This is a genomic window from Falsiruegeria sp. JB4-1, assembly GCF_055693495.1.
This window is the reverse complement of the sequence record NZ_JBVFTZ010000001.1, coordinates 1,121,774-1,134,828: the sequence shown is the minus strand read 5'-3', so window position 1 is coordinate 1,134,828 and position 13,055 is coordinate 1,121,774. Positions and strand designations below refer to the sequence as shown.

Here is a 13,055-nt window from a genome sequence, read left to right as displayed (position 1 = left end):
TTTGAACTACGAAAGCGCGCGAATGATGGCCTCGCAAGCGCGTACGGCATCATGGCTAAAGGACTGGATCAGATAGTCGGGCCAGCTAGACAGCTTGACGATAACGACGTCGGCAGTCAGGTCAATGAAGATCAGTTGACCAAAAACCCCACGCGCCATGAACACGCCCCGACCGGGGTCGTGGACCCACCAGAACTTTCGGTACGCCCCCTGGGGAGACAGAACGTCATACGGATCACCATGTTTCGAGGGGTCCGCACCTGAACAAATCCCCGAAACCCAGCTTTCCGGCACCACTTGTTGGCCCCCAACCTTGCCACCATCGGCCATCATCCGGCCAAACCGTGCATAGTCGCGCAGAGTTGCATTGAACCCGCCGTCCGCGAGAGCGGTCTTGGCGTCGTCCACGGTGAAAAAGCCGGAATGCGCGCAGCCAATTTTCTGCCAGATGCGATTGGACAAGAGCGAGGCAAGGTCCTCCCCGCTTACACGTTCCAAAGCCCAGGCAATGACATCGGTCTCGATTGAGCGATAAGAAAACGCCTGCCCGTGCGGTCTTTCCTGGGGCAGAGTGAGAATGACGTCCCGGATGGTCGGCTTGATTTCGCCCTTGCGAACAGGCCGCCAGCCCGACGCCACATCAACCCGTGTCATGTCGCTGCCCGGAAGGCCATAATCCTCGGTGAAACGCACGCCGGACAGCATATCAAGCGCCTGATCTACGGTGCATCCGGCATAGCCTGTCGCGGCAAGTTCCGGGACGATATTTTCAAGCGGTTCCAATAGGTCGAGCTTGCCCTCGCCATGGAGCACACCGGCCAAGGAACCAATCAGGGATTTGGAGACAGATTGCCCCAAATGCGTAGCGTCTGGAGTGAAATCGTTGGCGTAAATCTCGGCAATTATCTGGTCACCCTTCAGCACTAGAAAACCATCTGTGTAGCTCTCAGTCAGCCAGGCCGCGATGGAAAGGTGGCCTTCGTCAAAAGTTTGAAACTCGACTTCCAACAGGTCGCGGTGTGCCTGCTTCAATTCTCGGGGCTCCGGCCCTGGACGCACATCTACAGTAGGAAACAGGCTCCGCATGTTCTGAAAAGTCCAGCGATTGAACGGAGCAAGGTCCCAGTTCTCAAGCGAAGGACGCTTTTCAGGTGGGGGCGGGAAACCCTGCATGATGCCGATCTCACGCGCCGTCTTGGGCCTGGTGCCGGATTTGCTGTTGTGCATTTTCCACGCTCCCGCAGGGCGACCCAACAGGGGTCGCAGTCAGGTTAAGAAACTTGGGAAAGTGACGGCCCGACCAAGGACGGGCCGTCATTCAGGAGGCTTCGAGACTTATTGCTTAAGGCGGGTCCAAACCTTGTTGTAAAGGTCAACGACATCCTGATCGCAGGGCTTCACGAAGTCCGGAACCGGCGCATCTACGGGCATTACGATCTCGGGCGCGCTGAGCATCTCCGGGTCCATAAAGGCCTCCGACCCTTTGATACCGTTAGCATAGCGCGCAAAGTTCGAGGTCATCGCCGCGTTTTCAGGATCCATCATGAAGTTCACAAAGAGCTTTGCGTTTTCCATGTTGGGCGCGTCAGCAAGAACGGCAACGTTGTCCATCCAGCCAGTGAAACCCTCTTTGGGATAGGCGTATTGCAGCGAGGGGCGATCCGCCCGAGCGCGCATAGCGGCGCCGTTCCAGCTTTGCGACAGGTCCACGTCTTTTGAGGTCAGTTTCTCGATCACTGCATAGTCCATGGTGCGCCAGTCGCCCTTGGCCTTGGCGAGAAGCGCCATCAGCTCTTTCATCTGATCGGGGTTCGAGTTGCAGCGCGGATACCCCAGGTACCGCAGGCCGGCATTGATCACATCGTTCATGTCATTGAGCATGTTGATGCGACCTTTGAGTTCTTCAGGCGTGTCAAAGATCAGACCAAGCGTGTTGATGTCGCCGCTGTAGATTGCGCTGTCGACTGTAAAGCTGGTGGTACCCCACTGGTAGGGAACCGAATACTTGCGACCCGGATCCCAGTAGACATCGACCCAGTTCGGATCCATGTTCTTGAAGTTCTCCATTTCGGACGCGTTGATCTCGGCCAGCAAACCTTCGCCAACCATGATCGCGATCATGTAGTCGCCTGGCACAACGACGTCATAGCCGGTGTTACCTTCCTTGACCTTGGCCAACATGGTTTCATTGCTGTCGTAACCATCCAGAGTGACTTCGACACCATACTGGGCTTCGAATTTCTCGATCATCTCGGGGTTTGTGTAGTTGCCCCAGTTGTAGATGTTCAGCTTGCCTTCGGCATACGCTCCTGCCGCGCTGAGCCCCAGGGCCGAGATGGCTGCGGCTTTGAGAAGAGTGTTTTTCATTTTGTCCTCCGTTGAGATTGATGGCGTCCCGCAGCAAGCGCGGGTTTCTTGTTATTTTCGTTTGCGTTGCAGAAAGAAGGTCAGGGCGACCATAGCTATGGTCACTCCGATCAGGATGGTTGAAACGGCATTGACCTCTGGCGTTACGCCGCGACGGATTTGGCCCAGAATATAGATGGGCAAGGTGGTTTCACCCGGTCCGGCCACCAGAAGCGTAATGATCACGTCATCAAGCGATACGACAAAGGCCAGCATGGCTCCGGCCATGACTCCAGGCATCAAGAGCGGCAGCGTCACATGGCGGAACGTCTGCCAAGGCGTTGCGTACAAATCGGCGGCTGCGGCTTCATATGTCACGGACATATCTGACAAACGTGCGCGGATCGGCATGTAAGCAAAGGGCACACAGAAAACTGTGTGGGCGAGGATCAGCCAGCCGATCCCGGTTACACCCGTGAGCTGGCGCAGGATCGAAAAGAAGGCCAGCGTGGCAATGGCCGTGACAATCTCGGGGATCATCAAGGGTTGATTTATGAGCGCGATGGCCGCAGAGCGGCCGCGATAAACGCCCCCGCGCGTTGTTGCCAGTGCCGCCATGGTGGCAATGATGGTGGAAAACACGGTTGCCGTGAGCGCAACCTGAATAGAGATCATCGCCGAACGCCGGATGTCATCGTTTTCCAAGGCCGCCGCGTACCAGCGCAAGCTGAACTCGGTCCACCGCACAACGGAGCGGTTGTCGTTGAACGAGAACACGACCAGTACAGCAATCGGTGCGTAGAGGAACAACAGAACCAGCCAGGACATGCCAGTAAACAGGGGTTGTCTGCGCAACTCGCGAGAACCGGTCGACGGGCGGAAGATCGACAACAGTTTATCCATGTCCACCCTCCTTCGAAGCACCTGCCCGCAAGCTGACAAGAAGCGCGATTAACACGACTGCCATCAGGATCAGTGCAGCAGCGGCGCCAAAGGGCCAGTTGCGGCCCGAGCCGAACTGCAGGGCAATCAGGTTGCCGATCATCAGTTTCTTGCCACCGCCGAGCAGTTCCGGCGTGATGTAGGCCCCAAGCGCCGGGATCAGCACAAGAACGCAGCCCGCGACAATGCCCGGACGGGTAATCGGTACAACAATGTGGCGGAACACCTGCGTGCGTGTGGCATAGAGATCATGCCCTGCCTCAAGCAGCGAAAAATCGAATTTCTCCAGCGACGCATAGATCGGGAGGATCATGAATGGCAGGTAGCTGTAGACCAGCCCGGCCAGTACCGCACCGTCGGTGTACAACATCTCAAGCGGTTCGCTGATCAGGCCGATTTTCATCAGCATCAAGTTCACAAAGCCCTCGTCCCGTACGATCAGAAGCATCGAGTAGGTACGGATCAAGAGGTTGGTCCAGAACGGCAGCGTGATGGCGAAGAGCCAGAAATTGCGTTGCTCCGGTGGACGGGCAGCGATGAAGTAGGCCACGGGAAACCCGAGGATCAGGGTTCCAATCATTGTGGTGATGGCGAGACCAAAGGAGCGCCCAAAGATTTGCAGATAGGCGCTGTTGAAGGTCAGCGTGTCATCGAAGATGTCGCGCTCAAACAGAAACTGTACATAAGCGTCGTAAGAGAACACCCATTCAACGCCGCCATAGGTCCCAGGCTCAAGAAACGAGTAGACCAGTGCAATCGAGAGCGGGAACAGACCAAAGATACCAATGATCCCAAGCGCCGGGACTAGCAGGAAGAGCCGCGTTCTGCGTCTTTGGCGTGCGCGTTCCTCCTGGGCCGCACGCAATCTCGTTGCGGCGTCGGGGCGCGAGATATGTGCAGCGACACCCATCAGTCTTCCAGCACGTGCAGCATGGAGGTGTCGCATTCGAGACCAACCCGCGATCCGACTGGGCGCGGGGTGGAAACCTGGACGTGAACGCTGACGCCATCTTCCAGCCGCACGAGCATCTGTGACCCGGCCCCGAAATAGGTGCTGTCCACGACTTCACCTCGCAAGAGCGCCGTCTCTGCACTCTCATCAACCACGCGGATGGTTTCAGGGCGTAGAGCCACATGCACAGGACCGGGTGTGAGCGAGGTGCTGGCTGTATGAACCGTGAGTGGTGTGCCCTCGCCAAATTGGATTTTTGCCGCATCCCCGTCAAAGCCAAGCAAAGTCGCATTTACTATGTTGGTGTCGCCAATAAAGTCCGCGACGAACCTACTTTGCGGAGCTGTATATATCTCTTCCGGTGTGCCAACCTGGCGTACTGAGCCCGCTGACATCACTGCGATCTGATCCGACATTGCCAGCGCTTCACCTTGGTCATGGGTGACAAAGACAAACGTAATGCCTGTCTCATGCTGCAGCCGCTTCAACTCGCTCTGCATTCCTTTGCGAAGTTTCAGGTCCAGAGCAGAAAGGGGTTCGTCCAGCAGCAGAACCTTTGGGCGTGGCGCCAGTGCGCGCGCCAAGGCCACGCGTTGCTGCTGCCCGCCTGACAATTGATCAACCCGGCGCGTCGCAAACTCGCCCAGCTGCACCAGGTCCAGCATCTCGGTGATGGTGCTGTCGATCTCGGCTTTCGGCCTTTTCAGCATCTCAAGGCCAAACCCAACATTGCGGGCCACACTCATGTGCGGAAACAGGGCGTAGTTCTGAAACACCGTGTTCACGGGCCGATTGCTGGGTGTCAGATGGCCAATCGACTCGCCGTCCAGCGCTATTTCGCCTTCGCTTGGAAGCTCGAACCCGGCGATCAGCCGCAGTAGTGTCGTCTTGCCACAACCTGACGGACCCAAAAGCGTGAAAAAGCTTCCTTCGGGAATGGTCAGCGACACGTCCTCCAGAGCCGTCACGGCCGCATGACCTTCGCCAAAGCGTTTTGTCACATTCTCTACGTCGATCATGGTCTGATCCGAACACCCGCACTTGTTGATTTGTAGAATCAGCTTAGAGCCGGGAGACCTACCCTGTGAATACCTCCAAAGGGCGGTGTGATTTGTACCCCCAAAGGGGTACGACTAATCGTTTGCCGAATGCAGAAACATTGAAAACAGGGCAGACTGGGAAGATATGCGCAGCTTTCTATAGATGTTCTTGCGATGCACTTTGATCGTCGCCGGGGAAACATCCAGCAAAAGCGCAATGGATCGCGTCGAGTGCCCGCGCAAAAGGAACTGCACGACCTCGATCTCCCGCTGTGTTAAACCTTTGCAAACCTTGTCGATGACCCTGTCGAAATCGACCTCGCTCTCGTCGAGTCGGCCTGACGAGGAGTTGCGGTGGAAGTGCTGCTCGCAAAGCGCCGATATTATCGGGTGCAGGTCTGTCAACCGTTCGACATCCCGCCGCGTGAACCGGGTTTTTCCCTCGGAAGGACCGAGAGAAAGAAACAAGGTGCCGTTTGCTATTGCCACGAACACCCCGATCTCGTCCGTCAGAAACAGGGATTTGTAGTAGATCCGAAAGTAGTCGGAATTGGCAAACCTGTCCGGTGCAACGTCTCTTAGTACCATCACTGGTTCGTGGCGTTCACCAATGAAACGAACAACAAACGGGTCCAGAAGCCAGGCGCGATCAAGCCATCGGTCGACAACAACCGAGCGGCGTTCCGAACGCACATTGTCATAGACATGTTCGGGCGCTTTTCCCGGGGTCAAAAGGCTGACAAACGCGCCCTTGAACGAAGCTGCCTCGCGCATGAGGTTCAACAATTCCAGCATAAAACTGGACGTGCCTACAGCCCTGATCGCCCCGGCGACGTCTTCCGCGTAAGTTGGCTTTTCGGACTTTCCCAAGTATCCCACCTGGCTAAAGGGCGTTTTCTGCCCAATGTGGCTAGCCGGATTTAACTTGGCAACCTTTTCGCGCAGCTATCAGCCGGGAGAGGCGTTTTTTCGCATAGACTTGCTGAATCAATGCTCAAAACATATTCCGATACAAGATTTCAAATGTTGGAGAAGCAGAAGAACAATGACTTTATGCTAAATCTCTTTAAAGGCTTAACCTAATGATTATCCGTCCTCTGGCAATCTTACGCCAGTTCAGAGGAACTCTTGTTCGCTGCAAAGCATCGTGTTGCGGCTGAAACCAGTATGCTCGACTGAACCACAAACTAAAATCCTAGTATGTCCAATCCGAGATTACCGACTGTGCCAGTATACCCGACCAGAGCGGCTTTTTTCCTGTCCCTGGAGACTAACGCTCCACTATCAAAAGCTCACTTTGTGTTCGAAGCTGCCTTTTGCTGTCAATTGCAAAAAAGACTGCTTTGGGCCGTTTGCGTTCAATTTGGCTGGATGGCCGAACGTCAGGAAAGTTCGCATAGACTTGGTTGGGTGGCGCAGGGATTGGTACAGATCAATCTGGCCTCATGCCAATGTCGGGTACTTCAAGGTCAAGAAACAGATCCCGGCCATTCTCCACAAAACGGGACTGATGTAACTGACTTCCTCGCCGTAGGTGCAAGGATGCCCGGCACTACCTTCGCTGGAGCGCTGAAAGAAACAGCCGTACCTGTCCGTATATGTTGGCATGTCACTAAGGATGCGCTGAACTATTCAGGTCGCTGATCGTCATGGTTGCAACCGATATTTCTTGACTATGAAACCTGAACTTAGGATCGGCTCAACTCGATTAAACTAGCCAGTCAGCGTCCACTCCCGATAAAACTTCGGCGCCGCTAAACGCGACAAAGTCCACGAGTTCTTTGGCGTGACTGGATTCGTCTGTCAGGCTTTGGTCCTCTTCAATTGATACATTCCAACCAGTTGGGTCACTTCCATTGCCCCAAGCCCAAGCCGGGTCATTGCCGTGGAAACTTGAAAGGGTAGCGATTTGGGTGCACCGTTATTGGTTTTTTTGGGTTTTGGTGGTTTAGGTGTCACAGTGGCACTTCGATTGGCACATGATGGCACTATGAACGGTCACAATGGCACTCCGAGGAGATCCTCTAGGGTCCGGTCTGGGTGACACGTTGGCACTTCGAAGAACGCAGGCGAGGCGCATCTTACTCCGTTTCATGCCTCGTCCTCTGTGTCAAAAAAGGGTTCGCTTGGCAGAGTAATCTGGTAAGTAGTCGTTCCATTGCGCCCGTTTCGCCTCTGCCTTGTGATCAGCGACATGCCTTCCAGTTCCTTGAGCGCACGCTTGAAGGTTCTTGTGGAGAGGCCGGTTTCGCAAGACAATGTGCAAATCCCTGGCCATGCCTTGCCCGCCTTGTTGATGTGGGTGGCGAGGCACGAGAGCACTTGGCAGTTCTTGGGGCTGAGGCTCGATGTACCTGTTAGTTGGGCATGCGCGTTCAAAGCGCAAACAAAGTATCGAACAGTGTTCACTGCATGGAGTTTATTGCCATGGATCGCTTTCCGATAGTTGGAAGCTTGACGCGCCCGGATGTCAGTGTAGTTGGATTTGTCGTTGAGCTTACGCTGGCGCCCTTCTTTACTTGCTGCACGCAGGGCTCTTGATCCAAAAGCCTTTCCAACGCGCTGTTGAGGCCATCGTCTCTGGCTAGCCGAGAGCGTTCGGTGGACTCTTTGAGCTCGCCCAGCGCGTCGCCAATGGGCTTCGACTTACCGCTCATTCCCCCTTACCTTTTATCGTCGCGCAGCCGAAAAGATGCGGCTTGCCTTCTGAGCTGCAATCTCGTTTTTTGCGGGCCACGGCAGGTTTCGCTCGTACAATACGTATTGAAATTTCGCTCTTGTCGTGTCTGGCCCGGAGAGTAACACCTAATAGGTCTTGAAATTTAAGGTAAGTGGCAAAGGCCTCAGCCCGTTCAAGTTTCTTTGCGTCGGCCCATGAAGAAGAGAGAAAACGGAAGAGACCTACACCAAAATTAGGCACGAGGCTGGCCGTATCAGCAAACACGCCAATCGCGTTGCGAGTTTCGGTAGTGTTCTTGGTAATTGTGCGCATCGGGTTTGTTCCTTTGCGCGCCTTGCGATAGGATCAGGGGGCGATTTGCTATGAGGCCGCGTTCCGATCCTTCCTCGGGCGCGGTTTCTCTTTAGGCGGCGTCGCGTGTCGCTTTGAGGCCTGCGATCCATTCCTCGAGTTCCGAAAGCGGCCATGCAGCGCAACCGCCGATATGAACGGGCGCGGGAAAGAGGCCTTTGTCGATCATCCGATAGAGCGTCGAACGTGTCATGCCGAATTTGCGCTCGACCTCTGGGCGCCGCAAAAGCCGTTCCCCGATCGGCGGAGTTTCAGTTTCGGGAATTGAATTGGAAGTGTCGATTTGCATTTTTGGAATCTCCTGAGAGTTTTCGTGCCTCAGGTGTTGCAAATCGAAGAGCGGACAGTCCGGACAGTCGAATTTCTGTCCGGTCAGATTTTCTTTAAGACTTCGCGAACTCGAGCTCGTAAGCCGCTGTTATCGGGGTTCAATGTCATGCCGTGTCGCTCTTTATAGGCATCCGAAACCCTGCGGGCGATCTCAGCTTTGTTGATCGGGTTCGGTTCGTTCTCGGCAGCTTCTAGGATGAGAGCCGTTACAATTTCCCAATCGTGAATCCTTGGGCGCCCCGGTTTTGCGGGGCTTGAACCTCGCCAAACTATCATCGCGCGGCGATAGTCGCTCTCCCAAATGCGTCCAATTGATGTGAGGTAATGGTTAAGCCGATCATCCCGTATTTCGACTTTCTGGCCTTCGTCGCACAGATCCAAAATCTCTTTGGCCATTGCCTTTGACGTGATCTCGATGGCCACAACCTCGGGCCACCAATCCGGTTCGTGCCATTCTGCAGGCGCATAGTCTGGCTTTGGGGCAGGCTTTTTGCAAATAGGGTGCATTAATCTATGTCCTATTTCGGGCGCGCGGTGCGACAGAGGATCTCCAAGGCGATTGCGACACCGATCGCGGCGGGCGCAACACTGCCGAACGGGTCTTTGCTGGTCGGCTGGATGATCATGCCAATTTCGGCGCCGATTGCGGAGAACATGCCCCAGCAAGAGAGCATGCGAAGGAATAACCTGGCCCGGTTAAGTAGGCGTTCTATGTCCAGGCAATCTTGCGTTTTTCTGTGTCTGCGGTTTGTTTGCCTGCCCCAATCTGGACGATCTTGGCGCCTTTACTTTCATCAGCTGCACGCAAAACCATTGCCGCCCAACGATCCAGGCAACGAGCGCGCTGGGGTAACAAGGCCGACCTCTGATAAACGCGGGCAACAGTCGAAATGCGGCTTGCGCTTGCGGCGTGGTTTAGAACGCGGTCGACAACGCCCTCGCTCTCGTCGGCCTCGGCCATGTTTGACGCAAAGGCCGTTCGGAAATCATGGAAGCGCCAATCTGTGACGCCAGATAGTTTATCCAAACGTTTTTTGACTGCCGAAAACCCGGAGACAGGTGATTTGCCGTTGTGCGTGAAAACAAGCGAGAACCCGTCGCGATCGGCCTCCAGGATCGCAAGTTCCTCCAACGCTGGCGCGCTCAAGTGAACAATATGAGCGGCGTCAGTCTTTGTCCGTTCAGCAGGGAGCGAATAGGTGCCGCCCACGATCTCATTCCAATGCGCACCCGCTAATTCGCCTTGTCTTTGGGCGGTCAGGATCGACAGGCGCACAAATACCCGCCAGACCGGCCCGAGTTCTGCGCTCGCCTGCCAGATCGAGCCGATTTCATCGAGGGACAAAACCCGATCACGCGGTTTCTCCTTCGCTGGGCGCTCAAGGCCCGCCGCTGGGTTCTCTGTGATGTATCCGCGTCGCATTGCCCAGCCAAAAAAGTGATGAACATAGGCACGCAAGCGGTTTGATTGAATCGGCGCAGTTTTTGCCTTTGCGTCGAGGGTCAGTTGCAACTGCGCACGGGTCACGCTCGCGACGGGGCGTTCCAAAAGGCCCGACAGGTTGGCCCTCAAGACGCGGCCCGTGCGTTCTCCTTGCGCGCGCTGGGCCAAATGCGAGCCCGAATAAATGTCCATAATGTCCACAAGCGTCATTTGAGCGCGCTTGCGGGCGGCGGCTTCTCTGCGTTCCTCGATGCGGTCTTTGCCGTCGAGCGCCTCAAGACGCAGGCGGGCGGCGCGTTTGCGGGCGTCGGCAAGGGAAAAGTCGGGATAGGGGCCTATCAGGAAGCGACGCGAGCGGCCTTCGACCTTGATTCTCAACGACCAGGTACGCTGAGCGTTAGCAGTGATCCGGAAACAGAGGCCGCGTTGTTCCTTGTCCATGATCTCAACTCGCCCCTTCTCGGGCGCTTTGACCGATTCAAGGCCACGTGCCGTCAATTGTTCGGACATTGCTCTTTTCCTCGTTCCGTCCGCGCGCCCGCGTATCTGGGGGCGCCGTAGGGGCAAATTTGAGACGCGCTTGGGTTGGATTTTTGAGATCAAAATGGACACCCTGACTGAGAGAAACCAGGCCATCCCATTGAAAAAAGGAAGCATTTGGACGCTGTGGAACCGCTCGGGAATTGATTAGAAACAGCGTTCCGCTGACTTCTGATCAGCAGGTTGAGGGTTCGAGTCCTTCAGGGATCGCCAGTTTTTCATAATCTATGAAATACATCGAGCCACTTGTTCTTTTGAAAAGGCGGCGCCTCAGTGAATCAAAGGCCCAGTTCAGAACGCAGCTTTTTAGTCAGCTTGGCCACAACCAAATCATAGGACGTGATGATGTGCTCTTTCAGCGAAGCATCACTCATGCCGCGTTCTTCGTAGACTTGCAGCCACTTCATTCCTCTTGAGGCCAGATAGGGGGCCGGACGAATGCCTGGTTCACCCTGAAGCACTTCATAGGCCAGATCTGTGGCCTTGAAAGTGAATGCGTCCTCTCCATCATTCCATCCACACAGAGCAAACACCTTACCGCCGACTTTCCATACGTCAGAGTTCCCCCACTGGACCACGTGGGTCGTGGCTTTAAGGCCATTGCAGAAGCTGTTGAATTCTTCCCGGTTCATATCCGTCTCCCATCAGCGACTGCGGGCAGTCAATCCGACGACGCCTCGACATCTACGCCTGTAGAGCTCTGAATCTCTTTCGAAATCTCCTTGGCCCAGTCACCAATAATCGGTAGAAAATCAATCTGGCTAAGCACGTAGACCAGAACAGAAACCAGGATTGACGCCCCGACAACGGTGCCTAATCCAACTGCCATGCCGCGCAACAAAGCCTGCCACAACATGAGCCAAACCGAGTTCTGAACCCGGACGAACCGGTGACTGTTGAATTTGGCAATTTCTTCGCGCAAGGCGCGGATTTCGTGATCTGTACTTTGTGTCATTGGGACAGCCTATTGAATTCATTTGCACTGTCCAGACGTGACCCTTGGGTACGGGTGTCTTTTTGAATCCAATCGGCTTTGTTGCGCAATATCGGCTGAATTGCAGGCTTCCCTTTCACCTTCGGATTTGATGACCCTAACCCAGCAGAGTTGTGCAACTCAGCTCTTGGTTGGAGGCAAAAGCCGCAGATCGACAACACGCTCTCCCAATCTCGGACATCATGACAATAGCCGCCCATCTGCAATATCCGATTGCCAAACTCTGAATTTGGCACAACGAATTTCAGTGGCCGAAAGCCATGTGTATAAGATCCAGCCCCTTATCTGCTCTTGGTCATAGCAATCTACCTTACCGCACGACGTGAACCGCGCAGCTGGCATTGCGGACGATTTGCGTTGCTGTTGACCCTAACAAAAGGTCCTGCATGCCCGGCCGATGCGAGGCAACGATGATTAAATCCGGGTTATTCTCTTCAGCCCAGTCAAGGATCGACCGACCCTTGTGACCTTCGATGACAACGGCTTTGGCGTTGGGCAATGGGTCTGCCAAACCTTCAAGCTCGCGCTGAAGCGCGACCCGCGTTTCCGTCAAATAGTCGGATGGCATGTACGAAATTGCATAGGCCGGAATATGTTCGACTACATGCAACAGCGTAATTTGCGCCTCTGGTGTAGCAAGTAGCCTGCTCAGCTTTAGCGGCCCAGAAATATCGCGTTCGCTGTCGAACGAGATCGGAACAAGAATGTTATGATACATGGAACGCGCTCCTATTGGTTTGAGATGCGGTTACCCTGCCCTACTTCACCTGCCGTGCGTGTTGATTCAGATCATGTTTCAGCCAAAAGTTCCTGCCACGTCGTACATTACAGGCTCGAAACTCTTGCACAAATCATTGAATTTGCGATTGCGAGCGCGCATCTCAGGAGTTCTTAGCATCGCTTGGAAATCTTCACGCCGCTCCCATTGCGAGTAGTTTGCGATCCGCGTTTGCGCATCGTTTACATGCAATCCAGCTCCGATAAACCCAGGCTGTTTGGAAATGAACTCGGCATAGGCATCCGTCAGCGCTTCGAGCAAATCCTGGCAAGTGCCAGGGTCATTTCGAAGGTGGTGATGACTGTTTGGACCGGGGCGGCTTTGGAAATTGTTGGCATGCGGATCCTCCTTGAGTCTCCTCCAACCTATCACAGGTTTTTCAAGACGCCTTCGATTTCTTGCATCAATCCAGTTACTTCGGCTTTTGCGGAAGCGTTACGCGCTTCGATTGCCGTTCGACCCTGGCCAAGAGTTTCCGCGTACACCACACGATTGCCAAGTTGGGATTGTGCGACGTCGGCCTCCAACTCTCGGGCTTTTTCGGTTACCTCGGCGTCCAAGCGGGTTCCCGATCTCGAGCGGGTCATTACCATCATTGCAGGCTTATGTTCGCGGTCTGCCAGATATAGCACCATCTCGACAGCCCACAAATCCAGAT

Annotated in this window: 16 protein-coding genes, 1 tRNA gene and 1 pseudogene; 1 reads left to right on the top strand and 17 read right to left on the bottom strand. The window is 54.9% G+C overall.

All coding sequences use genetic code 11. The features are described from left to right. Positions 1–6: 6 nt before the first annotated feature. The 12 genes from ACZ1HE_RS05840 to ACZ1HE_RS05785 all read right to left on the bottom strand — a co-directional run bounded on the left by ACZ1HE_RS05840 (position 7) and on the right by ACZ1HE_RS05785 (position 10,595). A complete protein-coding gene (locus ACZ1HE_RS05840; RefSeq protein WP_472619937.1) occupies positions 7–1,227 on the bottom strand; it encodes a serine hydrolase domain-containing protein in 1,221 nt (406 codons plus the stop codon). A 108-nt stretch (positions 1,228–1,335) separates the two neighbouring features. Then, positions 1,336–2,367 (bottom strand): extracellular solute-binding protein, encoded by a 1,032-nt coding sequence (locus ACZ1HE_RS05835; protein ID WP_472619936.1) that lies wholly within the window; start codon positions 2,365–2,367, stop codon positions 1,336–1,338. Between the two features lie 51 nt (positions 2,368–2,418). Then, positions 2,419–3,249 (bottom strand): ABC transporter permease, encoded by an 831-nt coding sequence (locus tag ACZ1HE_RS05830; RefSeq protein ID WP_472619935.1) that lies wholly within the window; start codon positions 3,247–3,249, stop codon positions 2,419–2,421. Continuing rightward, a complete protein-coding gene (locus ACZ1HE_RS05825; RefSeq protein ID WP_472619934.1) occupies positions 3,242–4,198 on the bottom strand; it encodes an ABC transporter permease in 957 nt (318 codons plus the stop codon). Before ACZ1HE_RS05825 ends, ACZ1HE_RS05830 begins: the two co-directional genes overlap by 8 nt. After that, the gene (locus ACZ1HE_RS05820) at positions 4,198–5,259 is read right to left on the bottom strand and encodes an ABC transporter ATP-binding protein (protein ID WP_472619933.1); all 1,062 of its coding nucleotides are present in this window, start codon (positions 5,257–5,259) and stop codon (positions 4,198–4,200) included. The genes ACZ1HE_RS05825 and ACZ1HE_RS05820 overlap by 1 nt, the downstream gene beginning before the upstream one ends. 114 nt (positions 5,260–5,373) lie before the next feature. Next, positions 5,374–6,150, bottom strand: a complete 777-nt coding sequence (locus tag ACZ1HE_RS05815) for a helix-turn-helix transcriptional regulator (protein WP_472619932.1) — start codon at positions 6,148–6,150, stop codon at positions 5,374–5,376. A 1,221-nt stretch (positions 6,151–7,371) separates the two neighbouring features. After that, a complete protein-coding gene (locus ACZ1HE_RS05810; protein WP_472624369.1) occupies positions 7,372–7,602 on the bottom strand; it encodes a helix-turn-helix domain-containing protein in 231 nt (76 codons plus the stop codon). A 331-nt stretch (positions 7,603–7,933) separates the two neighbouring features. Continuing rightward, positions 7,934–8,272, bottom strand: a complete 339-nt coding sequence (locus tag ACZ1HE_RS05805) for a hypothetical protein (protein ID WP_472619931.1) — start codon at positions 8,270–8,272, stop codon at positions 7,934–7,936. A 91-nt stretch (positions 8,273–8,363) separates the two neighbouring features. Further along, on the bottom strand, positions 8,364–8,600 hold the full coding sequence (locus ACZ1HE_RS05800) for a helix-turn-helix transcriptional regulator (protein WP_472619930.1): 237 nt from the start codon (positions 8,598–8,600) through the stop codon (positions 8,364–8,366). An 83-nt stretch (positions 8,601–8,683) separates the two neighbouring features. Then, positions 8,684–9,064, bottom strand: a complete 381-nt coding sequence (locus tag ACZ1HE_RS05795; RefSeq protein ID WP_472619929.1) for a hypothetical protein — start codon at positions 9,062–9,064, stop codon at positions 8,684–8,686. A gap of 95 nt (positions 9,065–9,159) precedes the next feature. After that, positions 9,160–9,297, bottom strand: a complete 138-nt coding sequence (locus ACZ1HE_RS05790) for a hypothetical protein (RefSeq protein ID WP_472619928.1) — start codon at positions 9,295–9,297, stop codon at positions 9,160–9,162. Between the two features lie 53 nt (positions 9,298–9,350). Then, entirely contained in the window at positions 9,351–10,595 is a 1,245-nt protein-coding gene (locus tag ACZ1HE_RS05785; protein WP_472619927.1) for a tyrosine-type recombinase/integrase, read from the bottom strand. A 158-nt stretch (positions 10,596–10,753) separates the two neighbouring features. On the opposite strand from ACZ1HE_RS05785, the gene ACZ1HE_RS05780 reads away from it, so the two are divergent. Further along, positions 10,754–10,838, top strand: a tRNA-Arg gene (locus tag ACZ1HE_RS05780). Positions 10,839–10,903: 65 nt separating this feature from the next. Here the strand turns inward: ACZ1HE_RS05780 and ACZ1HE_RS05775 are convergent. The 5 genes and pseudogenes from ACZ1HE_RS05775 to ACZ1HE_RS05755 all read right to left on the bottom strand — a co-directional run bounded on the left by ACZ1HE_RS05775 (position 10,904) and on the right by ACZ1HE_RS05755 (position 13,032). Next, a complete protein-coding gene (locus tag ACZ1HE_RS05775) occupies positions 10,904–11,257 on the bottom strand; it encodes an MmcQ/YjbR family DNA-binding protein (protein ID WP_472619926.1) in 354 nt (117 codons plus the stop codon). 29 nt (positions 11,258–11,286) lie between these two features. Continuing rightward, positions 11,287–11,580 carry a DUF5665 domain-containing protein gene (locus ACZ1HE_RS05770; protein ID WP_472619925.1) on the bottom strand — a complete coding sequence of 98 codons (294 nt, stop codon included), beginning with the start codon at positions 11,578–11,580 and terminating at the stop codon, positions 11,287–11,289. A 349-nt stretch (positions 11,581–11,929) separates the two neighbouring features. Further along, positions 11,930–12,337, bottom strand: coding sequence for a universal stress protein (locus ACZ1HE_RS05765; RefSeq protein WP_472619924.1), 408 nt, complete (start codon positions 12,335–12,337; stop codon positions 11,930–11,932). Between the two features lie 78 nt (positions 12,338–12,415). Beyond that, positions 12,416–12,735 (bottom strand): annotated as a pseudogene (locus ACZ1HE_RS05760) (antibiotic biosynthesis monooxygenase family protein). A gap of 30 nt (positions 12,736–12,765) precedes the next feature. Further along, positions 12,766–13,032, bottom strand: a complete 267-nt coding sequence (locus tag ACZ1HE_RS05755; protein WP_472619923.1) for a hypothetical protein — start codon at positions 13,030–13,032, stop codon at positions 12,766–12,768. Positions 13,033–13,055 lie beyond the last annotated feature (23 nt).